Annotated in this window: 28 protein-coding genes; 22 read left to right on the forward strand and 6 right to left on the reverse strand. The window is 37.8% G+C overall.

What is annotated here, in order from left to right:
• The first annotated feature begins 130 nt into the window (after positions 1–130).
• Positions 131–1,129, forward strand: a complete 999-nt coding sequence (locus ACIQ2D_RS16785; RefSeq protein ID WP_402866177.1) for a YeiH family protein — start codon at positions 131–133, stop codon at positions 1,127–1,129.
• Between the two features lie 104 nt (positions 1,130–1,233).
• Here the strand turns inward: ACIQ2D_RS16785 and ACIQ2D_RS16790 are convergent, their stop codons facing one another.
• Positions 1,234–1,569 carry a heme oxygenase gene (locus tag ACIQ2D_RS16790; protein WP_402866034.1) on the reverse strand — a complete coding sequence of 112 codons (336 nt, stop codon included), beginning with the start codon at positions 1,567–1,569 and terminating at the stop codon, positions 1,234–1,236.
• A 548-nt stretch (positions 1,570–2,117) separates the two neighbouring features.
• On the opposite strand from ACIQ2D_RS16790, the gene ACIQ2D_RS16795 reads away from it, so the two are divergent.
• The 13 genes from ACIQ2D_RS16795 to ACIQ2D_RS16855 all read left to right on the forward strand — a co-directional run bounded on the left by ACIQ2D_RS16795 (position 2,118) and on the right by ACIQ2D_RS16855 (position 15,217).
• Positions 2,118–2,804, forward strand: coding sequence for a response regulator transcription factor (locus ACIQ2D_RS16795; RefSeq protein WP_402866036.1), 687 nt, complete (start codon positions 2,118–2,120; stop codon positions 2,802–2,804).
• Entirely contained in the window at positions 2,788–4,200 is a 1,413-nt protein-coding gene (locus ACIQ2D_RS16800) for an ATP-binding protein (protein ID WP_402866038.1), read from the forward strand. The genes ACIQ2D_RS16795 and ACIQ2D_RS16800 overlap by 17 nt, the downstream gene beginning before the upstream one ends.
• Before the next feature lie 210 nt (positions 4,201–4,410).
• Positions 4,411–5,253 (forward strand): peptidylprolyl isomerase, encoded by an 843-nt coding sequence (locus ACIQ2D_RS16805; protein WP_402866040.1) that lies wholly within the window; start codon positions 4,411–4,413, stop codon positions 5,251–5,253.
• A 9-nt stretch (positions 5,254–5,262) separates the two neighbouring features.
• Entirely contained in the window at positions 5,263–5,967 is a 705-nt protein-coding gene (locus tag ACIQ2D_RS16810; RefSeq protein WP_402866042.1) for a polyphosphate polymerase domain-containing protein, read from the forward strand.
• Between the two features lie 33 nt (positions 5,968–6,000).
• Positions 6,001–6,684: a DUF4956 domain-containing protein gene (locus ACIQ2D_RS16815; RefSeq protein WP_402866044.1), complete on the forward strand. Its 684-nt coding sequence runs from the start codon at positions 6,001–6,003 to the stop codon at positions 6,682–6,684.
• A 70-nt stretch (positions 6,685–6,754) separates the two neighbouring features.
• Positions 6,755–8,740 (forward strand): CotH kinase family protein, encoded by a 1,986-nt coding sequence (locus tag ACIQ2D_RS16820; protein ID WP_402866046.1) that lies wholly within the window; start codon positions 6,755–6,757, stop codon positions 8,738–8,740.
• A gap of 88 nt (positions 8,741–8,828) precedes the next feature.
• Positions 8,829–9,431 (forward strand): class I SAM-dependent methyltransferase, encoded by a 603-nt coding sequence (locus ACIQ2D_RS16825; protein WP_402866048.1) that lies wholly within the window; start codon positions 8,829–8,831, stop codon positions 9,429–9,431.
• 432 nt (positions 9,432–9,863) lie between these two features.
• Positions 9,864–11,087: an ABC transporter substrate-binding protein gene (locus ACIQ2D_RS16830; protein ID WP_402866050.1), complete on the forward strand. Its 1,224-nt coding sequence runs from the start codon at positions 9,864–9,866 to the stop codon at positions 11,085–11,087.
• A 209-nt stretch (positions 11,088–11,296) separates the two neighbouring features.
• The gene (locus ACIQ2D_RS16835; RefSeq protein WP_402866052.1) at positions 11,297–12,172 is read left to right on the forward strand and encodes a branched-chain amino acid ABC transporter permease; all 876 of its coding nucleotides are present in this window, start codon (positions 11,297–11,299) and stop codon (positions 12,170–12,172) included.
• A gap of 13 nt (positions 12,173–12,185) precedes the next feature.
• The gene (locus tag ACIQ2D_RS16840; RefSeq protein ID WP_402866054.1) at positions 12,186–13,121 is read left to right on the forward strand and encodes a branched-chain amino acid ABC transporter permease; all 936 of its coding nucleotides are present in this window, start codon (positions 12,186–12,188) and stop codon (positions 13,119–13,121) included.
• Positions 13,121–13,900, forward strand: a complete 780-nt coding sequence (locus ACIQ2D_RS16845; protein WP_402866056.1) for an ABC transporter ATP-binding protein — start codon at positions 13,121–13,123, stop codon at positions 13,898–13,900. Before ACIQ2D_RS16840 ends, ACIQ2D_RS16845 begins: the two co-directional genes overlap by 1 nt.
• On the forward strand, positions 13,900–14,607 hold the full coding sequence (locus ACIQ2D_RS16850) for an ABC transporter ATP-binding protein (protein WP_402866058.1): 708 nt from the start codon (positions 13,900–13,902) through the stop codon (positions 14,605–14,607). Before ACIQ2D_RS16845 ends, ACIQ2D_RS16850 begins: the two co-directional genes overlap by 1 nt.
• 112 nt (positions 14,608–14,719) lie before the next feature.
• On the forward strand, positions 14,720–15,217 hold the full coding sequence (locus ACIQ2D_RS16855; protein ID WP_402866060.1) for a cupin domain-containing protein: 498 nt from the start codon (positions 14,720–14,722) through the stop codon (positions 15,215–15,217).
• A gap of 58 nt (positions 15,218–15,275) precedes the next feature.
• Here ACIQ2D_RS16855 and ACIQ2D_RS16860 read toward each other — a convergent pair whose 3' ends face one another.
• Positions 15,276–15,995: a DUF6904 family protein gene (locus ACIQ2D_RS16860; protein ID WP_402866062.1), complete on the reverse strand. Its 720-nt coding sequence runs from the start codon at positions 15,993–15,995 to the stop codon at positions 15,276–15,278.
• A 25-nt stretch (positions 15,996–16,020) separates the two neighbouring features.
• The gene (gene rluF, locus ACIQ2D_RS16865; protein ID WP_402866064.1) at positions 16,021–16,722 is read right to left on the reverse strand and encodes a 23S rRNA pseudouridine(2604) synthase RluF; all 702 of its coding nucleotides are present in this window, start codon (positions 16,720–16,722) and stop codon (positions 16,021–16,023) included.
• Positions 16,723–16,967: 245 nt separating this feature from the next.
• On the opposite strand from rluF, the gene adh reads away from it, so the two are divergent.
• From adh to ACIQ2D_RS16890, 5 genes are all read left to right on the forward strand, one after another.
• On the forward strand, positions 16,968–18,488 hold the full coding sequence (adh, locus tag ACIQ2D_RS16870) for an aldehyde dehydrogenase (protein ID WP_402866066.1): 1,521 nt from the start codon (positions 16,968–16,970) through the stop codon (positions 18,486–18,488).
• A gap of 20 nt (positions 18,489–18,508) precedes the next feature.
• Positions 18,509–18,868, forward strand: a complete 360-nt coding sequence (locus tag ACIQ2D_RS16875) for a DUF779 domain-containing protein (RefSeq protein WP_402866068.1) — start codon at positions 18,509–18,511, stop codon at positions 18,866–18,868.
• A 337-nt stretch (positions 18,869–19,205) separates the two neighbouring features.
• On the forward strand, positions 19,206–20,174 hold the full coding sequence (locus tag ACIQ2D_RS16880) for a DUF4003 family protein (RefSeq protein ID WP_402866070.1): 969 nt from the start codon (positions 19,206–19,208) through the stop codon (positions 20,172–20,174).
• Positions 20,175–20,217: 43 nt separating this feature from the next.
• On the forward strand, positions 20,218–21,645 hold the full coding sequence (locus ACIQ2D_RS16885; RefSeq protein WP_402866072.1) for an aldehyde dehydrogenase family protein: 1,428 nt from the start codon (positions 20,218–20,220) through the stop codon (positions 21,643–21,645).
• A gap of 76 nt (positions 21,646–21,721) precedes the next feature.
• The gene (locus ACIQ2D_RS16890; protein WP_402866074.1) at positions 21,722–22,201 is read left to right on the forward strand and encodes an acyl-CoA thioesterase; all 480 of its coding nucleotides are present in this window, start codon (positions 21,722–21,724) and stop codon (positions 22,199–22,201) included.
• 46 nt (positions 22,202–22,247) lie between these two features.
• Here ACIQ2D_RS16890 and ACIQ2D_RS16895 read toward each other — a convergent pair whose 3' ends face one another.
• On the reverse strand, positions 22,248–23,558 hold the full coding sequence (locus tag ACIQ2D_RS16895) for a protoglobin domain-containing protein (protein ID WP_402866076.1): 1,311 nt from the start codon (positions 23,556–23,558) through the stop codon (positions 22,248–22,250).
• A 268-nt stretch (positions 23,559–23,826) separates the two neighbouring features.
• Between ACIQ2D_RS16895 and ACIQ2D_RS16900 the strand changes: the two genes are divergently transcribed.
• Positions 23,827–24,036, forward strand: a complete 210-nt coding sequence (locus ACIQ2D_RS16900) for a hypothetical protein (protein ID WP_402866078.1) — start codon at positions 23,827–23,829, stop codon at positions 24,034–24,036.
• Between the two features lie 38 nt (positions 24,037–24,074).
• Here ACIQ2D_RS16900 and corA read toward each other — a convergent pair whose 3' ends face one another.
• Positions 24,075–25,037: a magnesium/cobalt transporter CorA gene (gene corA / locus ACIQ2D_RS16905; protein ID WP_402866080.1), complete on the reverse strand. Its 963-nt coding sequence runs from the start codon at positions 25,035–25,037 to the stop codon at positions 24,075–24,077.
• Between the two features lie 10 nt (positions 25,038–25,047).
• Entirely contained in the window at positions 25,048–25,731 is a 684-nt protein-coding gene (locus tag ACIQ2D_RS16910; protein ID WP_402866082.1) for a class I SAM-dependent methyltransferase, read from the reverse strand.
• 122 nt (positions 25,732–25,853) lie between these two features.
• Here ACIQ2D_RS16910 and ACIQ2D_RS16915 point away from each other — a divergent pair, with 122 nt between their 5' ends.
• Together ACIQ2D_RS16915 and ACIQ2D_RS16920 are read left to right on the forward strand one after the other, a co-directional pair.
• Positions 25,854–26,159, forward strand: coding sequence for a DUF4870 domain-containing protein (locus ACIQ2D_RS16915; protein WP_402866084.1), 306 nt, complete (start codon positions 25,854–25,856; stop codon positions 26,157–26,159).
• A gap of 187 nt (positions 26,160–26,346) precedes the next feature.
• Positions 26,347–26,817, forward strand: coding sequence for a CtsR family transcriptional regulator (locus ACIQ2D_RS16920; RefSeq protein ID WP_402866086.1), 471 nt, complete (start codon positions 26,347–26,349; stop codon positions 26,815–26,817).
• Positions 26,818–26,830: the final 13 nt, after the last annotated feature.

Here is a 26,830-nt window from a genome sequence, read left to right on the forward strand (position 1 = left end):
CACTCCTAATAATTAGAATTCTTAATAGTAATGATTATTTAAATGTATTTTACTAATGGTTGGATATTTAATAAAGTAAAAGCCATAAAGAATGAAAGAAGTGAACAGGATGGTCAATAGACAACATTGGATGAATAAATATTTATCAGCACCTTTTGCAAAAGGGTTATTATTGACACTCGGAATTGCAGTGGTTGCAAAATATATATCAACATTTCCATTTTTCTCGATTATGGGGCAGCTTGTTATAGCAATTTTAATAGGGATGATATTGCGAGCATTGTTTAGTGTGCCAGATGCATGGCATACGGGTATATCCTTTTCGAGTAAAAAATTATTACGCTTAGGTATTATTTTACTTGGAATGCGTTTGAATTTAGCAGATATTTATCATGCAGGGGCTAGTGTGTTTTTGATTGCATTCATTAATTTAGTATTTGCGTTATTTGTCGTTTATGGACTGACGAGGATGTTTCATGTAGATAAAAAGCTTGGTATTTTAACAGCCTGTGGTACAGCTATTTGCGGTGCTGCTGCGGTTGTCGCCATTGCGCCACAAATTAAAGCAAATGAAAAAGAAACAGCGGTAGGTGCGGCGATTGTAGCTATACTCGGAACAGTATTTACACTAGTTTATACACTATTGTATTCGTTAATTGACTTAACTCCTGCTCAGTATGGTGTATTTTCAGGTGGAACATTACATGAAATTGCACATGTCATTGCAGCAGCAGCAGCTGGTGGAAATGAAGCAGTGGATATGGCGATAATTGTAAAGTTAACGCGTGTCGCATTACTTGTACCTGTAGCAATTGTGATCGGTATTTGGTATCGAAGAAGTGAGAAGGGACAAGAAAAAGGGGCGTTTTCTGCCTCAATAATTCCTTGGTTCATCGTAGGATTCTTAGTGATGAGTGCCATTAATTCAACTGGCATTGTACCTCAAGCTGTTGCAGAAATGATGGTCAATATTGCCTATATTTTAATTGGCATGGCAATGGCTGGTTTGGGGTTAAATGTTGAAATAAAAACCTTCAAACAATTAGGTGGAAAAGCGTTTGCTGCAGGACTCATCGGTTCAGTTTGCTTATCCGTCCTAGGGTATATACTAGTTGTGTTGTTTCAATAAAAGAGAGTATATTCCTTATTTATATACAATTGAAAACGCCCGCATATAGTCGATATATGCGGGCGTTTTTAGATAGAATCAGAAGATGAATTATTGGGAATTGATTAATGTGCTGCTTCTATAGATGAAGCAAGCTCAGCAATAACTATTTTACTACCTATTAGTGGGCTGTTTTCTGGTTTTGCTGCTTCTGAACCGGGTTCTGGACGTTTATGTGCTGCAGCAAATGCGTCACTTTCACGCCAAACTTGGAAATGCTCTTTCGATTCCCAGTACATATTGACGCTCATTTCGTCGTATGTAGGATCATCTGTTGAAATAAGCACTTCCACTTTATGAAAACCTTCAAATTTTTGAAGTGGACCAGGCTTAGTAAAGTTTGGTGCCATTTTTGCTGCGAAGCCAGGCTTCACTTGAATACGATTCGTTACAATAATCATTGTATTGCCCCCCTAATCAGTTTTAAAAATAGAACAATCTTCTGTACGAATGGATAATTCTTCTTGTGAAAGTGATTATCATTCGCAATCAATGATAAGTTGAGTAGGAAGGCATTGTCAATAGCACGTATGTTTGTAAAAGGTTCTGATTCTATATATTCTGTAATTTTTATTGTAAATATAAAGGATAAAGGTTACTAGAATTTAATCATAAAATATAAAATTTGCATTTGCATGAATGGGAGATGAGTGGCATCAATTAGCCGGTTTGAAGGCTGTTACTGTCATATTTATGTTTCTGAAGGGCGTGCAAGTGTACAAAAACAGAATATAACCGATCGACCGATTTTTAGAAATATAATTAAGCGGGAACAAAATAATTTTTTATTTATCGTGCTTTATCTCTCAAATAAGAGTTGTCCATAACTACTAAGAAAAGTACAAGGAAGAAAGGCTATCTTGACATTAAACGGACGTAATTGAATGCTATAATAAATCAAAAATTGGATAGTTATAATAATGTACGTAGTTGTGAGGTGGAAGGCTTTATGACAAAAATATTAATTGTAGAAGATGAGTTTGCGATTAGTCAGGTTTTAAAAGCTTATTTAATTAAAGTAGGATTCACCGTTGTACAGTGCTATAACGGTGGACAAGCGATGAACTTATTTAAAGAGCATCGGCCTGATTTAGTGTTGCTCGATATTATGCTACCAGAGAAAAATGGCTGGGCGATTTTACAAGAAATTCGTGAGGAAAGTACTTGTCCAGTAATTATGCTGACGGCATTAGGGGATGTAAATTATCGTCTAGAGGGATTTGACCAAGGAGCAGATGATTATATTGCAAAACCTTTTATTGCAGATGAGGTAGTGGCGAGAGTGAAGGCTGTACTACGGCGTTCAGAAGCTAGTAGTGATACTTCTGTAAAGAAGCAATTTGGTCAGCTTGAAATTGATATACAAGCTCACCGGGTATTGCTTGCGGGTGAGGAAATCGTATTAACGCCAAGGGATCTATCGGTACTAATGTTTTTAGCTGAGCATCCAAATCAAACATTCACACGTGATCAGCTTATTGAACAAGTCTGGGGATGGGAATATGACGGAAGTGATCGGGCGGTTGATTTAGCCGTAAAGCGCCTACGTAAAGCATTGGCAGGTTGGGATGAATCAGAAGGTGAGATTAAAACTTTACGTGGATTGGGGTATCAGCTAAGTGTTCACAAAAAATAAGCGTGTGTCGTTACTCAACTATTGGACAAGTCGTTATCTACTAACACTATTCGTGGGTCTTGCCATTATTTCGCTTATTTCAGCTGCTTGGATTCGCCATACGGCACTTGAAAATCGCCTTGAAATGATGGAGTTTTTAGCAGACGAAACAGTGTATCGTTTGACGGATGTGAATGAACCGGGTAATGGTATTCCGGGGTTTATCGGAAAACGTGAACGTTTTAGTATGAAAGATATTGACCCGATTTTGTATCTAGTAGATGCTGAAGGAAACGTACTATCGAGCAATCGTCCGATGCCACCAGGGAGTAACAAAAATTTAGAGAGTTTACTGGATGGGACAGAAGGTACAACAAAAATTAAAGTGGATGACAACGATGCATCTATTCAATATGTTGTGAAAAAGAAAATTGAAAAAGATGATGTCATCATTGGGTGGGTTCTTGTTTTAGAGTCGAAGAAAAATTTAACGAAGGTAGACCAAGAGTATGGACAATTGGCATTACTAATTGGGACACTTGCGATCCTTGGTTGGGGAGCCATTTATTTTTTATCGAAGCGATTAGCTCGGCCGATTAAACAAGTTGCTATTGCAGCGAGGCAGGTGCAAGAAAGTAATTATGAGATTGACCTACCTGAAACTATAAAAGAAGAAGAAGTATATGAGTTGGTGACTTCGTTTAGAGATATGGCAACAAAGCTTCAGCTATTAGAAAAAACAAGAACGGAGCTTCTTGCAGGTGTGACACATGAATTGAAAACACCAGTGACATCAATTAGTGGGCTATTACAAGCTGTACGAGACGGGGTTGTCACAGGTGATGATGCCAAAGAGTTTGTCCAGATGGCCCTTGTAGAAACGACAAAAATGAAAACAATGGTCGGTGATTTACTAGCATTTAACTCATTCGCAGTTGATGCAATTCCTGTAAATCTTGTGATAACAGATGTAAATAGTTTAGTACGTGATGCGGTGACACATTGGGAAGTGATGCAAGATGAAGATACTGTGAAAGTACAAGTAAATTTGCTTGATGCGTCTGTAAAAGTACAAGCTGACGTTGTACGGATGCAACAAATTATGACGAACCTTTTAACGAATGCTAAGCAAGCAATGCAAGAAGGGACTATTATCGTGACATTAGCGCAGACAGCTAATAATGTGGTCGTGTGGGTTAAGGATACAGGATGCGGTATTCCAGAAGCTGAGCAAGCCTTTATTTTTGAACGCTTCTATAGAGGGGAAAATAAAAAATATACGGTGCGTGGTCTTGGTTTGGGTTTGGCACTAAGTAAAATGATGGCCCAATCAATTGGTGGCGATTTACGTTTAGTGGAGAGTAATTCAACAGGTACATGCTTTGAAATTAAACTACTGAAGAACACTACACTTTAACATGGTTGTGTAGTATGCTCTGCTCGATTAGAGAGGTGTCTCAAAGATTTTGAGATACTTCTTTTTTTGTTTGTAAAAATTTCTTGAAGAAAAAGTGAAGTTGACATCTGGCTGACACATTGGACTTTTATAGTAGTCAATGTAAATAAAGCTACATCGTTCAGGAAGGGAGATATAAAAATGTTGAAGTGTAAAAGGAGTTTCCTAGTGATGGCCTTGCCGATCATGTTATCGATTCTGCTAGTTGGTTGCTCACATAGTAATGATTATGTAGCGAAAGTAGAGGGTGAAAAAATTTTACAAACAGAGCTTGATGAGACATTACGCAATCAATACGGTGCAGAGGTGCTCGACACATTAATCACCAATAAAATTGTTGAGCTCGAAGCGAAGAAGCAAAATATTACTGTTTCGGATGAGCTCATCCAAGCTGAGTATGAAGAATTTGTAGAAGCATACGGCGGTGTAGATTCAGTAAATGAAGTGCTTGAAGCAAATGGTTTAACAGAGGATGCGCTAAAAGACAATATTCGTACCTACCAATTAACGAAGCAAGTTATTGCAGCAAGCATTGAGATTACTGATGAGGAAGTAGAGGAGTATTTCGAGAACAACAAAGATAATTACGGGCAAGAAGAACAAGTTGTAGCGAGCCATATTTTACTTGAAGATGAGACGACTGCCAAAGAAGTCTTAGCAAAAGTAAAAGCAGGTGAGGATTTTGCAGAATTAGCAAAAGAGTATTCTGCCGATACAGAAACCAAAGAAGATGGCGGTGATTTAGGCTATGTCAGCCGAGGGCAAATGGATGAAGCCTTTGAAGAAGCTGTGTTTGCACTTGAGAAAGATGCTGTGAGCGAAGTAGTGCAAACGCCAGAAGGCTATCACATCATTAAAGTAACAGGTAAAGTACCAGCGGAAGAAGCGGTATTTGAAGATGTGAAAGAAGAAGTATATGAAGCGGTACTTGAATCTCGTGTGAATGACGAGTATGCAGCGTGGGTAACTGACAAAAAAGCCGAATATGACATTGAGACAAAATTAACAAAATAAGGAGTGACTATGGTGCCAATACAAACTTCTTTTAATCCCAACGGTCGGAAAGAAATAAAACAAGCTATTTCCTATGCAGACTACGCCATTTTAAAAAGCAAGCTGCAGCATGTGATGCAACTTGATCGAAATGCAGGAATAAATGGTAAGTATTTAATTCGCAGTACGTATTTCGATAACTTTGAGAATAAAGTATTGAATGAGAAAAAAGAAGGTTATATAAATCGTGACAAATACCGAGTCCGTATTTATGGGAAGTCTGCTGCAGTCATAAATTTAGAACGAAAAAGTAAACGCAATAACCTAACTTTTAAATCAAAATGTACGATTACACAAAATGAATTTGAACAGATGCGCATAGGTGATTTTTCATGGATGGAAACGGATGAACGTGCATTGATACGGGATTTATTCCATGAAATGAAATACAGTCAGTTGAAACCAATGACAGTTGTCGATTATGAGCGGGAGGCATACACCTACCCCTACGGTAACGTACGTGTCACATTCGACAGTAAAGTCCAATCGAGCATGCGAAATACGGACATGTTCAATAAGAACTTACCAATGGTTGATGTACTAGAGCCTAATCTCGTCATTTTAGAAGTAAAGTATGACGAGTATTTACCTGACATCATTAAGTTTTTACTGCAATCAGTGGATACACGTGCAGAAGCTTATTCAAAATATCAACTTAGTCGTATGTACGGCTAATCTAGTTATGTACTAAAGAAGGAGAGATTGACAATGAATAATACAAATTTTAGTGATATTTTTAAATCTAATTTCTTAGAAAAGACAACTTCGTTTTCACTAACTGACTCATTAATTGGGTTAGTCGTAGCCTTTTTCATTGGGCTATTCATTTATGCAGTATACAAAAAAACATTCAATGGTGTAATTTACTCACATTCTTTTAATATCTCATTACTCATTATGACAATGGCCACTTCATTAGTCATCATGGGGATTAGCTCAAACGTTCTATTATCACTAGGTATGGTGGGGGCATTATCGATTGTGCGTTTCCGTACACCGATTAAAGATCCAATGGATTTAGTATATATTTTCTGGGCAATAGTTTCGGGTATCCTTTGTGGTGCTGGTTTCATCCCTCTTGTAATTATTGGAGCTGTACTAATTGGCTTAGTATTACTTGTATTTGTGAACAAAATTACGGTTGAAAATCCTTACTTACTCGTTGTGAAATTTGAGGAGGACATCGCTTGTGAAGAAGTAGAACGCATCATTGCAGCGCAGTCTAAAAAATATGCTTTAAAATCAAAATCAATCATTCAAGACTATGAAATTGAATCGACTTATGAAATTCGAGTGAAACAAAATGATGCAAAAGTGATGGACACAATTACAAAAGTGCCTGGCGTAAAATCAGCAGTAATGCTTAGCTATGATGGTAATTTTACAGCTTAATCAAAACAGTAAGAGATCTGATGTACGTCAGGTCTCTTCTCAATAATAGGAAGAAAAGAGGAACTACATTATGATTAAAAACCGAGTTGTCTATTCGTGTACGGCGATTCTGCTCGTACTCTTTATCGTGATGTTAGCCGTGCTCCCAAATCTAAATATTGAAATGAAAAATGATGAGTTTTCCTATGAGACACTCGTTTTTAATAAGAGCAAAGTAACAACGGTAGATATTGAAATAGCTGAGGAAGATTGGGCGGATATGCTGGCAAATGCAGCGGATGAGGAATTGAAACAAGCAAACGTCACAGTGAATGGCAAAAGAATTGAAAACGTGGCAATTCGTACGAAGGGGAACTTATCGCTTCGTTCAGTTGTTAATAGTGATTCAGATCGTTACAGTTTGAAAATTGACTTTGATTACTATGATAATAGCCAAAGCTTATATGGCTTGAAAAAATTAAACTTAAATAATAACTATAGTGATACAACGTTAATGCGAGAGTATATTTCGTATGAGTTAATGGAGAAAATGGGGCTCCCAACCCCTAGTCACTCGTATATGTATGTCACAGTAAATGGTGAAGAACGAGGATTGTACTTAGGCGTTGAAGCTGTCGATGAGACATTCCTTGCTAAAAATTTCGGCTCCAACGATGGTTTCTTGTTTAAGCCTGATGGTACAGGAAGTGATTTGAAGTATATTAGCGATAATATCGATGATTACACGGGTATTGGACTAAAAACGAATGAGGATAATATAGAGGATTCTAAGCTGATAGAAATGCTAGATGTTATCAATAACGGTGGCGATCTCGAACAGTACATTGATGTTGATGAAATGCTGCGTTATTTCGCTGTCAATACGGCACTTGTGAATCTAGACAGTTATCAAGGCAATATGAAACACAATTACTATTTGTATGAGGATGGTGGTGTATTCTCTATTATTCCATGGGATTACAATATGTCATTCGGTGGATTCGGTGTTGGTGGAGGTGGAATGGGTAGTAGACCAAACCAAGTACAAGCAAATACAGCTACTGACACAAGCGATACAGACGAGACGGCCACTGATACATTGATGAATAATCAAGACATGAAACCGCCACTAAATGGGGAAATACCACAGGGGGATCCACAACGAGAAGGAGATCAACCCCCTATAATGAATGGCGACGCAGCTCAAAAACCAGGGATTGAACAAAATCAAAATCCTGTACAGGAAGAAACGCAAGCTAACACAAATACTAATAAAGATACTGTAGCAGAAGAAAATGTAGCCACTAATGCTGATACACAGCAGCATGATGAGAATCGCCCACAACGTGGTGGCATGGATATGGGCATGTCGAGCAACTTAATGTCTGATAGTGCTATCAACTTTAGTATTACAACCCCTGTATCAGGCACGACTCTAGAAGAACGTCCTTTATTGAATGCATTGCTTTCAAATGATAAATATCGTGAAATCTATGAAGGTTATTTAGAAGAGTTAGCTACAACCTATTTAACAGAAGACTACGTACAGAATATTACAAATAATTTAGCGGCGATGTTAACAACTTATGTTGAGGCTGACCCTACAAAATTCTCTACAACCGAGCAATTTTTAGAAGGAGTGGAAGGGGACAATAGTCTACCAGAGTTTGCGAAACAACGTTCAGCATCCATCTTAAAACAATTGTCTGGTGAGCTTGTTGTAGAGGCTGATACGTCTTCACAAGGAGGAGGTTCAAAAGAAAATGGTGAACAAGCGGGTGAGATGAATAATAATCCACCACAAATGCCATCTGACTTTGAACCAAGTCAATTGTCAGAGGATTTTGATCCTTCGCAAGTGCCACAAGGGTGGGAACAGCAAGGTGGAGAGAAGGGTAACCAAATACAACCACCTGACCGAAATGATGGTGTAAAGGGTATGCCGGGACAATCTAGTGAGCAAACAGTACAGTCTACAGGAATTGATAAAAATACGGTAATCACCATTCTCATTTCTCTACTAGTCTTAATGTGTGCACTTATATGGGTGTTCCGATTTAATCGACGCGGTCGTTAAAAAATAAGCCATATCCAAACTTTTGGGTATGGTTTTTGCCTTTTCACGTGCTAAAATTAGTCATTCATTTTCCGAGGGAGTCCTATATTTGAATGAACAACAATTTGATAAGTATTTAAATATAAACACAATAGGAGAGCAGTATGGTTTTCCAAAGTTAGCCCACTATCATCGTTATGAACCGACGCCATATGCGGGACTAGAGCAGTTGTTTGAGCAATACGAGTTACCTATGAACCCTGTATTTGTTGATATGGGGTGCGGAAAAGGGCGTGTACCAATTTATATACACGATAAATTTCATATTCCGACAGTTGGTGTAGAAATGGATGCCGGTTTTCATGCGGAAGCGGAGCACAATAAAACAAATTACGTTCAAAAAAAACATAAAGGTGCATCCATTACCTTTGAACATGTAATTGCCGAAGAATATGCGATTAAATCCGTTGATAATGTATTTTTCTTTTTTAACCCCTTTTCCATTAAAATTTTCAGAACGGTTGTCCATAATATTTGGAAGTCTTACGAGCAAAGTATGCGTGAAATTCATATAATTTTGTACTATCCTTCTCATGACTATTTGCAATTTCTTGAATACGGGACCCCTTTTGAATTAGCACATGAAATCTACTTACGTGACGAAACGAATATAAATGAACGTCTCTGCGTGTTTACATTGAAAAAAGCTTAGTACTCTAGGCTTTTTTATTTTGCGGAAAATAAATTGGTATACCCTTTAATATTTCAATAAATCATATTGTTTAAATACTTGTGATGGGGGTAGTAAATAAAACCGAAGGACAAATGGCAATCAATTTTCAAAAAAAAGATGTGTGAAGTACAGTAGGATAAATTTCGAAATACATGCTTAAAGCACAAGAATAACGAATTTAAATATGTAGTCATCTAAATGAGTGACTATTCACAAAAAACTAATTATACTGAAAAATCACTCTAGACTAAATATATAGAATGTTTTACAATGTAAAAGGTTCAAATAATTATTGTTATATTTTCCAGAGAGGTAGTTATAAAATATTACTTCAGCTATTGAGGAAATAGATTTAATTGTTTATAATTATCAGAAATATCTAAAATTTGAGAAAACTCAGGGGGATTAATTATGAGAGAGAGCAAAAAGCTTAAAAAGTTTGGTTCACTTCTAGTAGCTTCATCACTTCTTGCTGGTGTATTAGCTGGTTGTGGTGCCGGAGAGGATTCAGGTTCAGATAGCTCATCATCAGGTGGTGATTCAACTTCATCAGGCGGAGATACAATTAAAATCGGAGGAAACTTAGAACTTTCGGGTAGCGTAGCTTCATATGGTTCTTCAATTGCACTCGGTGCTGAGTTAGCGATTAAAGAAATCAATGATGCTGGCGGTATCGATGGTAAAAAAATCGAATTTATTAAAGTAGACAACAAATCAGAAAACGCTGAGGCAACATCGGCAGCTATCAAGTTAGCAGAAAAAGATAAAGTAGTAGCAATGCTGGCTCCAGCTACTTCTGGTAATACAGTAGCAACAGTACAAATTGCTAATCAATATAAAATACCGATTGTTACAGGCTCAGGTACAGCACCAAACATCACAGTGAATGATGATGGCTCAGTAAATGAGTATGCATTCCGCACGTGCTTTATCGATCCTTTCCAAGGGACCGTAGCTGCGAACTTTGCAAGTGCTGAATTGGGTGCTAAAAACGTAGCTATTTTTGCTGATAATGCTTCTGACTATGCTAAAGGTTTAGCAGCTGCTTTTAATGAAACAATTACTAAAAATGGTGGCAAAGTAGTTGCGGAGGATGCTTATGTAGCAAAAGATGCAGACTTCCGTACACAATTGACTCGTATTAAGGCAGCAAATCCAGATTTCATCTTCATCCCGGGTTATTACGAAGAAGTAGGTCTAATCGTTAAACAAGCACGTGAACTTGGTATTACGGTACCACTTATGGGTGCTGACGGATGGGATTCTCCAACTCTAGTAGAATTAGCTGGTCCGGATGCATTAAATAATACATTCATTACAAACCACTATTCTTCAGAAGATCCTGAGCAAAAAATTCAAGATTTTGTAACAGCGTTCAAAAAAGCGAATGGTGATAAATCTCCAGATGCATTTAACGCACTCGGTTATGACAGTATTTATTATATTGCAGATGCAATTAAACGCGCAGGTTCTACTGACGGTGAAGCAATTAAAAAAGCTTTAGAAGAAACAGAAAATCTAGCATTAGTAACTGGTACATTCTCAGTTGACAAAAATCACAATCCAATTAAATCTGCATCAGTTCTTGAATTTAAAGACGGTAAACAAGTGTTCAACTCTAAAATAAATCCTTAATTTTCATGGGCAAAGGAGGCGGACAAACTCGCCTCCTTTTTTCAATGTTGTATATAGAGCAAATAGGTTACTAGATACGAGCATAGATTCTAACAGAAGGAATCGAAAATACTTGTTTACGAGGGACACTTGTTTTTCTGCAATAGCATATGTAGAAATATGTCCCGTTTTTGTATTTCTAAAAATAAATTAAAAAGGAGTGAATGTTCATGGAATGGATACAACAACTTGTGAATGGTATCTCACTAGGTAGTATTTATGCGTTAATAGCGTTAGGGTATACGATGGTATACGGAATTATTAAGCTTATTAACTTTGCCCACGGTGATGTGTTTATGATTGGGTCATTTATTGGCTTTTACGCTATTGCTAAATGGGAACTAGGTTTCTTTCCAGCGCTCTTATTAGCAATGGCAATTTGTGCGATATTCGGTGTGTTAATTGAACGTATTGCTTATAAACGTTTACGTAATGCAACTCGTATTGCGGCTCTTATTACTGCAATTGGGGTATCGCTATTAATTGAATACACAACAATTTTCTTTAGAGGCGCGCAACCAGCGGCATTTCCTGAAGTTATCAAAAATAAGTCGTTTGATGTGTTTGGTGTTCAAATCAGTAGTACATCGATTTTAATTTTATCGGTAGCTATTGTACTGATGATTCTTTTACAATTCATCGTACATAAAACAAAAATTGGTAAGGCGATGCGTGCAGTATCACACGATGCAGACGCAGCGAAGCTAATGGGAATAAACGTAGATAATACAATTTCAGCTACATTCGCTATTGGTTCGGCTTTAGCTGGTGCAGCTGGCGTAATCTTCGGTGTGTACTATACAAAAATCGATCCGTTAATGGGTGTCATTCCAGGAGTTAAAGCATTTATTGCAGCTGTTCTTGGTGGAATTGGAATTATTCCAGGTGCTATGGTCGGCGGTATGCTACTGGGTGTCGTGGAGTCGGTTGTAAGTGCACTTGGTTTTTCTTTATGGCGCGATGCAGCGGCATTCGTTATCTTGATTTTAATTTTAATCTTCAAACCATCGGGTATCTTCGGTAAAAACGCCCGCGAGAAAGTGTAGGTGAGCGGTAATGATGAAAAAGTCTAAAATTTTCTGGGGCTATGCCGTATTAGCGCTAGTCATCTATGCAGTGGTTCAGGCGTTAATCACAACAGGCGCTATTGATATGTATTACAAAAATATGTTAATCACCATGTGTATTAACATTATGTTAGCGGTAAGTTTGCACATTGTTATTGGCGTTACCGGTCAATTCTCTATCGGGCACGCCGGTTTCCTAGCTGTAGGGGCTTATGTTTCGGCAATTATTACGACAAAATTAATGTTGCCGTTCCCGTTAGCCATTTTATTAGGGGCACTGGCAGCTGCAGTTGCTGGTTTAATTGTAGGTATTCCAACACTACGTTTAAAAGGGGATTATTTAGCAATTGCGACACTAGGATTTGCCGAAATTATTCGTATTGTGATCTTAAACACAGATTACGTAGGTGGCGCAGCGGGGATGCAAGTGAAGTATTTATCGACTTGGACATATGCATTCATAGGCGTAGTATTAACTATTATTGTGATATCAAACTTCACAAATTCGCGCCATGGACGTGCATGTATCTCGATTCGTGAAGATGAAATTGCAGCAGATGCAATGGGCATAAATACAACGTACTATAAAGTAGTAGCATTCGCGATTGGGTCATTCTTTGCTGGTTTAGCAGGGGCAATCTTTGCTCATAACTTCTATATTATCCAACCGACGACTTTTGGTTTCTTAAAATCATTTGATATTTTAATTTATGTAGTATTGGGTGGTTTAGGTAGTCTTTCTGGTTCTGTTATTGCGGCAGTTTTCTTAACAATCGTTTCAACATATCTAGCAAACTTCCCAGAAACACGTATGATTATTTACAGTTTAGTGCTAATTATCGTAATGCTGTACCGTCCAGCTGGCTTAATGGGCACGAAAGAAATTACGAGTTTATTCAAGTTTGGTAAAAAAGGAGGTACAAAATAGTGACTAGTAACCTTCTTCTAAACGTCGAAAACATGGGTATTCAGTTTGGTGGTTTAAAGGCGGTACAGGGCGTTAATCTGTACCTGAATAGTGGTGAATTAGTTGGACTTATCGGACCAAATGGTGCAGGTAAAACAACAAGTTTTAATATGCTAACGGGGGTCTATACACCAACTGAAGGCACAATAATGTTCGATGGTAAAAAACTAAATGGTTTAGCGCCATATCAAGTAACGCAAAAAGGGATTAGTCGTACGTTTCAAAATATTCGTCTGTTTAAAGAGCTATCTGTTTTAGATAATGTAAAAGTAGCGAATCACTCGCTTGCGAGGCACTCAATGTGGGCATCGATTTTCCGCTTACCAAATCACTTCAAGGGCGAAGCAGAAATGGAGCAACAATCGATTGCGTTTTTAAAAATATTTGGCTTAGATGTTTATAAAGATGAGCTATCTAAAAATCTACCATATGGGATGCAACGTCGCTTAGAAATTGCACGTGCCCTTGCTGCAAATCCCAAATTGTTGTTACTGGACGAACCGGCTGCTGGGATGAACCCGCAGGAAACACATGATCTAATGGAATTAATCGCATTTATCCGTAAAGAGTTCGGCTTAACAATCCTTCTTATTGAGCATGATATGAGTTTAGTCATGGGGATTTGTGAACGTATTTACGTACTCGACCATGGGCAACTCATTGCTGATGGTACGCCAGAGGAAATTCGCAACAACCCAAAGGTAATTGAAGCTTACCTAGGTGAGGAGGTTATCGGCTAATGCTAAAAGTACAAGATATCGATGTATTCTACGGGAACATCCAAGCATTAAAGGGCCTCTCTTTAGAAGTAAATGAGGGTGAAATTGTAACGTTAATTGGTGCGAACGGTGCAGGTAAAAGCACATTGCTAAAGACATTATCAGGTTTACTAAAACCAAAAGGCGGCATTATTGAATATGAAGGGTTTTCGATTGCTGGTAAGGCTGCACAATCCATCGTAAAATCAGGTATTTCACATGTACCAGAGGGGCGCCGTGTGTTTGCCAATATGTCAGTAGAAGAAAACTTAGATTTAGGTGCATATCTTCGTAATGATAAAGCAGGCATTAAAAATGATATGAATCGTGTATTTGAGTTATTCCCACGCTTAGAAGAACGTCGTAAACAACAGTCAGGCACACTATCTGGTGGGGAACAGCAAATGCTAGCGATGGGCCGTGCGTTAATGGCAAAGCCAAAGCTATTATTGATGGATGAACCTTCAATGGGGTTAGCTCCATTAATGGTAAAAAATATTTTCAATATTATTGAGCAGATTAACAAAGAAGGTACAACAGTGTTGTTAGTAGAGCAAAATGCAAATATGGCATTATCAGTTGCTAACCGAGCATATGTATTAGAAACCGGGCGTATCGTATTGTCAGGAACAGCGAAGGAACTACAAGAAAGTGAACAAGTAAAAGCAGCTTATTTAGGTGGTCTATAAGAAGAAAAGTCATGACAGCTTTTATTGTCGTGGCTTTTTTCATTTAATTGAAGGACAGAGGTGGCATACATCCATAATCTTTTGGTAAAGTGGGGGAAAGGAGTGAACATCTATGCAGTATTCAGCACAATATTTTATCGATAATTTAAATTTAGTGGAACATCCGGAAGGTGGCTATTATACATCGACCTTTCGTGCAGAAGATCATATAGCTGTGCGAGAAGTAGAAAGACCATTGTATACAAGCATCTATTTTTTACTACGCTCACAAGATATTTCGCATTTGCATCGTTTGAAATCAGATGAACTATGGTATTACCATGGTGGAAGTTCACTTACGGTACATATGATTTACCCAGATGGTACGTATGAAGCGAAGAAGCTTGGATTAAATTTAGAAGCTGGGGAAGTGCCACAAGTGGTCGTGCCAAAGAATACAATCTTCGGTTCTTCAGTGGATGATACAGATACATTTAGTCTAGTTGGTTGTATGGTTGCGCCAGGATTTGACTTCGCTGATTTTGAATTGTTTACACAGGCAGAGCTGTTAGCCGATTTCCCACAGCATAAGGCAGTAATTCGCAAAATGGCGTATGAGAAAATTGAATGAATAGTTAAAAGAGGATATCTCAAAATTTCTTGAGATATCCTCTTTTTGTAAGATGAATTTACCAAATAATTTCATCTGGATAGTTGATGTTAATTTGAAGTTCATGTAGGGCGTTTTTCGTTGTTTTTGCAGCTTCTATCAGTTGTTCTTTTAAAGCTATGTATTCCTCATCTTCGAGCATAAGACGCAGGGCAAAGGCCGCTAAATGTGCCTTGCGTTCTTCTGTACTTAAATGGATGTATTCAATATTTAATACATCAACATATTGTGTAGCATAACGAAATGTCAATGGCGTCTTCGTATGTAGCATTTTTAAAAATAAAAGATATTCTTCTTCATCAAGTTCTTGTTCTAAAGATTCAGCTACGGTTGCTTGGAATTTTCGAATCGTGGCAATATGTATATTCCAATCAGAAGCATCAATTCTTTCTTGATGTAGCCGAATAAAGTCATTTAATGCAATTGCAGTAAAAATAAGTTCTGGCCAAAATATTTCCGTTGAAAAGTATACATTTTTTTCAGGTACAACCATTTGATGTTGCGTTAGAATACTTTTGTTCAGGCCGTTACCGACAAATTCTATATGATAGTCACCCTGAGTAGCATGACGAAGATTGTAACAGACACCAAGGATGCGATTACGCGCACCTTGGTAGTCATAGTATTTATTTTCGTCACCTGTAATAGCATATATAGCATTGATAAGTTCATCTAAATCCCAAAAATCTCCACTGATACGAGCACCTGTTAGCTGCTCGGTACTTTGAATTGAAAGCATATCTGTGTCCCCTTTGTGAAATTCATTATTTTGGTGTGTAGTCTAGTAGCTTGAACAGTTCTGTTCGTTCTTTATCTGTTAGATCACGCCATTGACCGACTTTTAAATTGCCAAGCTTAATGTTCATAATGCGAATACGTTGTAGTCGTTTGACAGAGTAACCAAGTGCCGAACACATACGGCGAATTTGGCGATTTAGCCCCTGTTCTAAAATGATTTTAAACACTTTATCCGAAATTTTTTCGACATGGCAAGGTAAAGTTGTTGTATCCAATATATCTACACCAGCGCCCATCTTTTGAATGAATTCATCCGTAATTGAATGATCGACTTGGACAATGTATTCTTTTTCGTGATGATTTTCTGCGCGTAATATTTTATTGACGATATCACCATCGTTTGTTAGTAGTAATAGGCCTTCAGAGTCCTTATCAAGTCGGCCGATATGGAAAATTCGTAGCGGATGATTAATGAAATCCACGACATTCCCTTTAATATGCTGTTCAGTTGTACTTGTAATGCCAACTGGTTTATTCAGTACAATATATACAAGCTGTTCTTCTTTTTTCACTTCTTTACCATCCACGCAAACAACGTCTCCGGCTTCAACTTGGCTACCGACAGTCGCAAGCTCGCCATTAATCGTTACTTTGCCTTCTTCAACCCATTTGTCAGCGCCACGACGTGATACGATACCTGTTTCACTTAAATATTTATTAATACGCATATCTGTCTCCTATACATTTTTAATTATTTTAAGTATACCGTATCAAGGGATTCCTCGTGAATTTTTGAAGCTATTCTAGTAAAAATAAATTCTATGTAAAATTTTACATATAAAAGTTGTAATTATTATTCTTTTCTGACAATATAGTGATTAAGAAGATGTATAGGGAAATATTGTTATTTCGATATAAAATAATGATTTTTCTAGATGTTTTCTAATTATTTTGTGTAAAGGGGAGAAGTAAAATGGTTTATGCATTTCCAAACACTCAAGGATCGGTAGTTCAATTCAAAGAGAAATATGATAATTATATTGGTGGCGAATGGACACCCCCTGTAAAAGGCCAATACTTTGATAATGTTACTCCTGTTACTGGACAAGTTTTTACACAAGCAGCACGTTCGACAGCAGAGGATATTGAACTAGCACTTGATGCAGCACATGCGGCTAAAGATGCATGGGGTCAAACATCTGCAACTGAGCGCTCAAACATTTTACTTAAGATAGCGGATCGCATAGAGGAAAACTTAGAAAAGCTTGCCGTTGCTGAATCATGGGATAATGGTAAAGCAGTACGCGAGACATTGAACGCTGATATTCCTTTAGCAATCGATCATTTCCGTTATTTCGCGGGAGCTCTTCGTGCACAAGAGGGAGCACTAAGTCAGGTTGATAATGATACTGTAGCGTATCACTTCCATGAACCAATTGGTGTAGTTGGACAAATTATCCCGTGGAACTTCCCAATTCTAATGGCTGTCTGGAAGCTAGCGCCTGCACTGGCAGCAGGAAACTGTGTTGTATTAAAGCCAGCAGAGCAAACACCAGTATCTATTATGGTATTACTAGAAGTGATTGAGGATTTATTACCACCAGGCGTACTGAATGTAGTTAACGGCTTCGGTTTAGAGGCAGGGAAACCACTTGCATCGAATCCACGTATCGGCAAAATTGCCTTTACTGGTGAAACGACTACAGGTCGCTTAATTATGCAATATGCTTCGCAAAACCTTATCCCAGTTACGTTAGAGCTAGGCGGAAAATCCCCAAATATTTTCTTCGAAGATATTATGGATAAAGATGACGACTTTTTAGATAAAGCAGTAGAAGGCTTTGTATTATTTGCACTAAACCAAGGGGAAGTATGTACATGCCCTTCACGTGCATTAATTCAAGAATCAATTTACGATAAGTTTATGGAACGCGTTATGCAACGTGTAGAAGCGATTCAAACAGGTAATCCATTAGATCCAAACACAATGATGGGTGCACAAGCTTCAAGCGAACAAATGGAGAAAATCCTTTCGTACTTAGATATAGGTAAACAAGAGGGTGCTGAATGTCTAATTGGTGGTGAGCGTAATAGCCTTGGTGGTGAATTCGAAAATGGCTACTACATTAAACCGACAGTCTTTAAAGGACATAACAAAATGCGTATTTTCCAAGAGGAAATTTTCGGACCGGTTGTGGCAGTAACAACGTTCAAGACAAAAGAAGAAGCGCTTGAAATTGCTAATGACACATTATATGGCTTAGGCTCAGGTGTTTGGACGCGTGATATGAATACAGCATATCGTTTCGGTCGTGGTATTCAGGCAGGACGTGTTTGGACAAACTGCTACCATGCTTATCCTGCACATGCTGCATTCGGCGGTTATAAAATGTCAGGTATTGGCCGTGAAACGCACAAAATGATGTTATCGCACTACCAACAAACGAAAAACTTACTTGTAAGCTATGGTGAGAATAAACTTGGTTTCTTCTAATCAGTAAGGGGGTGTGAGGCGTGGGCGAACGTGTGAAAGCAACGGATGAAGCGCTATCACTAATCAATTTATTGAGAGAAAAGCATGGACCGATTATGTTTCATCAGTCAGGTGGTTGTTGTGACGGTTCTTCGCCAATGTGTTACCCAGTTGGGGATTTAATACTTGGTGATCAAGATGTATGTCTTGGTGAAATTGGTGATGCCCAATTTTATATGCACAAAAATCAATATGAATATTGGAAGCATACACAAATTATCTTAGATGTTGTCGAGGGCCGAGGCGGTATGTTTTCACTTGAAGGTGTGGAAGGTAAGCGATTTTTAACAAGGTCTAGAGCGTTTTCTAAAGAAGAATTAACAGAGTTAAATTTGATTTGAATAGTTTAGTTGAAGCAGCGATGAGAAAAATCTTGTATTTTTCTTGCCGCTGTTTTTCATTCATTTGAATAATGTGCTGAGCTTTTTATTTTTTTGAGACTTTTGTAAAAGTAAAAATAATCGCACGCGTTCTTGCAGATTTACGTTGAATAAAGATTTTTTACTAATGGTTGTAATCATTAGGAACACCTCAATTAATTTATTATTAATATTATTAAAACATATTAAACATACTCTTATACATTAATTTATCGTTGCATTTTATTGCGAATATTACAAATTATCGAATCTTTTGTAATACATAATGCGTAAATATTAAAAAGGGAGTGTGTTGGAAATGGATTTTGTCATAATTGAAAATCAATTTACACAAACGGTAGATGAGGTAGCAAAAGCAATTGGTTGGACAGTTGACCGCAAAATCGTTTTGGCGATTGCCAGTACGTATGTAGCTTCGGGTAAAACGTTTGATGCGAAGAAATATAAAGAGATTTTGCAGGAAATGAAAAAGCAAACATCTTGGGTGTCTCCGCTGCGTACTTCTGTTGGCCATAGCATTGCAGCGAGCTTAATGGAGGATGAAAACTCAAAACAAGCTGTGGAAAACCTAATTAAAAATGAAAAAATACTAAAAGAAGCAAAGTTTAAAAGTGGTAGTTTTAGCTTTATCGGTGCACAGTTTTTGACGAAGGACGATAACGAGAAGAGAGAGCATGCTCAAAATGCGAGAGCTTTATATGAGGCAATTCGTAAGCATCATCGTTTCCTGACATCATTTGATGATATTCCATATACCGTATTACTAAGCGGTCCAAATGAAGATGTCGTATTACGTGCTGAAACAATGAATCGTTATTATAAAGAGCTTCGCACATATAATTTTGGCGGGGGTAATGAACTACAGTGGCTATCACAGGTGATGACATTTTCTTCAGCACAGTATGATAGTAATCTTGTGTCTAGCGTTGCGACAATACGAGATACGCTAAAAAAACAGGATGTGAAAGTGAAGTATATGCACTACCCATTACTCGGTTTTTTAGCAATACTTAAATTGAATGCAGTACAGCTACAGCAAATAATTGATTTGTACAATGAATTAAAGGGTATGAAGTTATTAAAATGGCATCGTGAATTCGTGTTATTTATGGCTGTTCAAATAGCAATTTACGATTTGGCAATTGTGAAGCAGTCTTTATCGATGGCAATTATGTCATCCATTGAGTTATTGATACAAGCTCAACAGGCTGCAATGATGGCAACGATAACGGCTGCAGCTGTTGCATCTAGTTCAAGTTCTTCGTGATAAGATAAGGAATAGTGAGATTATTCGGAGGTGCTTTTTAATAATGAAGGAAACAAAACTTTGGATTAATGGACAATGGCAAGATACAACTGAATCATATGAACTTACTTCGCCGTATAGTGGTGAAGTGATTGCGAAAGTAGCGAAGGGTTCTATTCACAATGTGGCGAGTGCTATAGAAGGTGCACATAAGGCGTTCCAATCATTTAAAAAGACGACAGCTTATGAGCGTGCAGAAATTTTATATAAAGTTGTCGACATTATGCGAGGTCGCAAGGAAGAGTTCGCGGAAATATTAGCGTTAGAGGCAGGTAAGCCTTTGTCAGCAGGGTTTGCTGAGATTGATCGTACTATTGCAACCTATCAATTTGCGGCTGAGGGTGCAAAGCAGCCAATGGGAGAGACAGTACCAATGGATGCTGCACCAGGAGCCGGCGATCGTATTGGTTGGACAAAACGTGAACCACTAGGTGTAATATCTGCGATTACCCCGTTTAATTTTCCTTTCAATTTGGTCGCCCATAAATTAGGTCCAGCCTTTGCGGTCGGAAATACAGTTGTGCTAAAACCAGCTACACAAACGCCGCTTAGCTCGCTTGTAATGGCTGATATCTTTAAGGAGGCAGGCTTGCCAGATGGGGCATTGCAGATAGTGACAGGTAGTGGAAGCGAGTTAAGTGATACTCTTGTCACACATCCGCTTGTGAAGAAAGTGACGTTCACAGGTAGTGGTAAGGTTGGGCTAGGGATAAAAGAAAAGGTTGGCTTACGTAAAGTAACGCTAGAGCTTGGCTCGAATGCAGCGGTCATTGTAGAGCCATCTATACCAATCGATAAAATTATTTCACGTTGTGTTAATGGGGCATTTAACTTTGCTGGACAGGTATGTATTTCCTTACAGCGCATTTATGTGCACGCCTCAATTGTCGATGAATTTACTAAAGCGTTTGTTGCTGAAACCGAGAAGCTAGTTGTTGGTAATCCACTTGATAGAAATACAGACATCAGTGCGATGATTAATCCTGGAGAAGTAGCGCGTATTCAGGAATGGATTGAAGAAGCGAAGACGCAAGGGGCGGTTGTAGCAACAGGTGGAAGCTTTACAGAACGCACGTTAACACCGACCGTTATGACAAATGTGACGGCGGATATGAAGATTATTTGTCAGGAAACATTCGCGCCAATCGTCTCAATTGTTTCATATGAAACATTAGACGACGCTATTCGACTCGTGAATGAGTCGGAACTTGGCTTAAATGCAGGGATTTATACGAATGTATTGCCAGATGCATTACGTGCTGCAGATGAATTACAGGCAGGTGCAATTATTATTAATGATATTCCGACATTCCGTGTTGATAATATGCCATATGGCGGCGTTAAGATGAGTGGATATGGCCGTGAAGGCATTAAATGGGCCATTGAGGAAATGACTGACGTGAAATTTATTACGATGAAAAAAACATTCTAGTAAGAGAAGATTGATTTCAAATAATAATCACGATACGATGGTGGAATCATATACACGAAGGGAAGTAAAACCTATTATGACTAACAATGCGGTTCCAATGAGCCAATCACGTACGGTTCAATCGCGTCTTGTATTGCCACCAGATACAAATAACCACAATTCCATCTTTGGTGGAAGAGTGTTAGCTTATATTGATGAAATTGCTGCAATAACAGCAATGAAGCACGCAAAGGGACATGTTGTTACAGCTTCCATTGATTCAGTTGATTTTTTATCATCAGCACATGTGGGAGATATTCTTGAAATTGAAAGCATCGTTTCTTCTACAGGTCGTTCTTCGATGGAGGTCTATGTCCGAGTAGTGTCACGGAACATTGAAACAGGCGAAGAAAAGTTAACGACAGAATCGTTTGTAACAATGGTTGCTGTAGATAGTGAGGGTAAACCAAAGACTATTCCTGGGATTTATCCGGAAACAGATGCAGAAAAGCGTTTGTTTGAAACAGGACCAGCCCGTAGAGAGCACCGGAAACAAAAGCGTTTATTATCACATTAACGAAAAAGGAAATTGACGAAGTTACGTCAATTTCCTTTTTTGTGTATTAGATATTTAATTCAGTCACGACTTCAATAAGTGAATCCGAAGATGATGAAACAAGTGCAGCTCCTTGTGAAAGTTCTGTAATTAAATGAGAGATTGCAGAAATATCTTTTGCTGTATGAACGTATTGTTGTTGAATACCAGCGACTGCGTCAGCGATATCATTAAACGATTTTGAAAGGCTTGCTTGTGTATCAACGCTATGTTGAATTTTTTGGTCGACACTTGTCACAGAGCTGGCCATTGTCGTAATGTTTACTTCCGTCTCTTTAATAAGATGTGAAACATTTTGTACCGCATTTTTAGTTTCCTCTGCTAATTTTCGAACCTCATCTGCTACAACGGCAAAGCCTTTTCCGTGCTCCCCGGCACGTGCAGCTTCAATGGAAGCATTCAATGCTAATAAATTTGTTTGATCGGCGATACTTGTGACAAGTCCGACGATTTCAGAAATTTTTTGTGAAGAAGAGCGCAATTGATTCATTGTTACTTCGAGGTCATTTACACTTTGTAAAATAACGTGCATTAATTCATTTTGTTCCTGTAGATGGTTTTGACCTCTTTTAGATTTTTCTTGTGTATCAGCGACGAAGTTTAGACCTTGTTGTGTAGCAACGGCAATATCATCCGTTTGAGCAGAGATAACTTGAAGTGATGAAGATGTTTCTTCGCTAATCGCATTTAACTCCTGTGCTGTACTTTGAATAGTTGTGACAAGGGCGAATTTAGTATTGTCAGAAGCCGTGCGTATGCGTTCTTCCTCTTTTTCATAAGCTTCAATAACAAGTTGCTGTTCGAAGTTAATAAGTTTCGAGAATGAATTAATTGCACGAATGGCATCTTGTTTTGAAATATCCAATTCACTCGCGAAGTTAGCAAATGTCGACATCAATGATTGGAATGATCCAATATACCATTTTGACTGTAACCCTATACGGACATGCGTTTCGGCAATTGCTTGTCGTTCTTGAATGTAGGCTTCATTAATTTGACTTTCAAAAATATCACTTAGATGTTTATGTAAAGTAATTTTCAAACGATCAATTTGTGACGTTCTATGAATGATATCTAGTAAATCAGGGCTCAGACTTATAGCAGCATAAAATTGATTAACCATTTCTGGAATTAGATCTTTCGCTAATGGCTGAAGTTGTTTAACGATTGCTAAGTCTTCCGTTGTTAAATTTAATAATTGTAATTGTTTTTGCAATTTGGGATAACTTGAAACATCTAATTGTACATTATGTTTGTATGACTCGGGTGTTAATGTAATTGAATAATTACTATCTTTCTGCTTTGTAAACCAACCCATTTAAGTTTGCTCCATTCTGTTTGATCTGAGTAAGTGTAAATAAGTTTATTAATAGTTTGAATCATATATTTTGAATATGTCGAAATATTTGTTATTTAATCTATTCTACTATTATTGAAATGTCTTTGGTTAATAATTTAACTTTTTTCTATATTTTTTATGGATAGATAAAACTATTTTCATGGACAAGCACTTGTATTATTTGGGTGTTATAATAAATAAGAGAATTAAGTATAACGTATTAATTTATTCAGAGAGGAGATGTCTTATGGAGAAAAAGCGTTTTAAATTTGTGATTCCTATAATGGTGATTGTCGCTATTTCATCTATGTTTATGATAGATAAGTATTACGCTGAAGTACCGAGCTTAGATCGATTATTAATTACAATTGGGGCCACGTTACTATCGGGTGTGTTGGCATACTTTTTATTTCCACAGCAAGGTGAAAATAAAGTGGACGACCATTGGCCTCATTAAAATGTAAAAAGCAGCCACAAAAATGTGGCTGCTTTTATTTATGGTTTAAACAGTTTAAACCAACCTTTGTACTTAAAGAATGAAAGCATGAATACACCAATAAATATCATAATACCTAGTACAATAAAGTAACTATACTTTCCTCGTAACTCAGGCATATTATCGAAATTCATACCGTAAACACCTGCGATAAATGTCAGAGGTATGAATATTGTCGAGACAATTGTTAACGTCATCATAATGCCGTTCATTCGGCTTGAGCTCATCGCCATGTAACTATCCCGCATATCGGCCGTAAGCTCGCGATTCGACTCGACCATTTCTGTCAGCTTCGCTAAATGGTCGTGAATATCCCCGAAGTACGCAAGTTCAGGTTTTTTTAACGAGAAGCGATAAGAGCTGAGTACGCGATACAATAAATCGCGCATTGGTAAAATTGTACGTCTTAAATGTAATAGATCACTGCGGAACTCGAATACATCCTGCATCGTATTGACACTACTTTGATACGTCAGTGCATCTTCGAGTGTATTCAGGTGATCTTCAATTTTATAGACGAGTGGGAAGTAGCCATCGACAATTTTATCGATGATTTGATAAGTGAGGTAAATGGTGCCTCGCTCCCAATTCTTTGGTTGACCTTCTAAAAACTTTTGTACCTTATTAATTTCAGAAGCTTCATTTTTATGAAACGTAACGATAAATTTATCAGATACGAAAATATTTACTTCCTCAGCTTCGAGTGTCTCCTCATTCAATTTATGGATGACAAAGAAATAATAATCATCATAAAAATCTAACTTTGGTCGTTGTAGGCGCATTAAACAATCTTCAATAGCGAGCGGATGAAAGTGGAAAAATGTATCGAGTAATAATTCTTCCTCAACTGTGGGACAATTAAAATCAACCCAATACCATTCAAATTGATGCTCTTTAATATTTTCAAGGGAGAATCCTTTTACGAGTTGTTGGTTCTTTGTGATGCCCATCGTATGTAGCATTTATCTCACCTCAATTTTGTTTACGGCAAATCCAGCCTCCGAATAATGTTGTTGCAAAAAATCGTGATGGATAAGTAAATCCTGCTTCCTGTAGCAGGGTCAAAATATCCTCTTCACGCATAAAGGAAAGAGCACGAATGGACTGTTCCATATCGGCTACTTGCGCTGAAGTTAGTTTTGTTTGTTGTAGCCAATACGCTCGCCATAAATCAAACTGTAGCTCAGTTTCAGAAGAACCGAGTTGCCCGTATTTGGACACGAGCACAAATGGAGCACCAGGTTTTAAATGATGAGCAATCGCTTTTAATGTAGCGAGCTTTTCGTCATAAGATTCGATAAAGTGAAGGACCAATATACAACTGGCAGCATCAAATTGAGTGACTGGCAACTCTGTTTCGAGCAAGGTGCCGTGTAGTAATGTAATGTTATTTGGTAAAGGTTTTAAACGTTCCTTTGCAAAATGTAGCATCGCTTCAGCTGGGTCTACACCCACAAATGACCAAAGGGGTTTTTGCTCGGCGAGCTGTGAAATTTCGTTGCCACTGCCTGCACCTACCACTATGAATTTTGCTTCATCAGGAAGCACTGATTGGAAAAAAGTTTGCGTTAAGCGTAGCATTGCATCGTAACTTGGTAAGGTACGACGAATACCTTTTTCATATTCCGTCGCTAGTTCAGTGTTGAATTTCATCATCTATCACAAGCCTCTCCATATTTTTTTGATAAAAACCGGATAAATCTGAAACTTTTTTGGGAATAGTACCGTAAACATTAGTATAAATAAAAATGATTTAAAAAAAGGGACGGTTGATATAAATGGAAACAAAATGGTCTAAAGTTATCATACATGCTAGTGCGTTTATTGCACCATTTTTAATACCTATTTTATTTTTTATAATTAGTAAAGATGAAGAAGTAAAAAGTTTTTCTGTGCAAGCCTTGTTATTCCAAATCGTAATGTGGGTATTAATTGCGATCTCAGGGATTTTAAGCTTCATTATAATTGGATTACCATTCTTGTTGGTTTTCGGGGTCATGAATTTTATCGTACCAATCATCGGAATTGTGAAGGCTTTATCTGATGAACCATGGCGTTATCCAATTGTTGGTCGATGGGTATAATTTCTATAGACGCAAGTATATGCTAAGAGCATATACTTGCGTTTTTTTATTGTTAAAGAGGGTAAGGTAAGTAAATAAGATTTTCGATATTTCTGTATGCGTATCAATTGCATTTATTTTCTAGCGTTTTGTATAATATAGTCAAAGATAGTCAAAGTCAATGAAGTGAACGAGGTGGATTCTTAAAATGCGTAATATCTCAGACATCATAGAAGGTTACTTAAAACAAGTACTCGAATTAGGCGGAGAAGGGCATATTGAAATAAAGCGCAGTGAAATAGCTGAAAAGTTCCAATGTGTGCCTTCACAAATTAACTATGTTATTAATACACGATTTACAGCCGAGCGTGGTTATTTAGTGGAAAGTAAGCGTGGCGGCGGAGGATACATTCGAATTTTACGTGTCCGTGCAAATTCACAAATTGATTTGATTGATGACGTGCTATATCAAATTGAGGGCGGTGCATCGCAAACGAAGGCCGAAGATTTAGTTTATCGCTTAATTGATGAGCAGGTAATATCAAAGCGAGAGGCGAAATTAATGTTAGCGGCGGTAGATCGTTCGACGTTGGAATTACAATTACCGTTAAGAGATATCATACGCGCAAAAATTATGCGCGCGATGTTGACGACGATTAAATACGAGAAGCAAAAGTAAAGAGGTGATGGAG

The sequence above is a fragment of the Lysinibacillus sp. NPDC097287 genome (genome assembly GCF_044761695.1).
Lineage (GTDB): Bacteria > Bacillota > Bacilli > Bacillales_A > Planococcaceae > Lysinibacillus.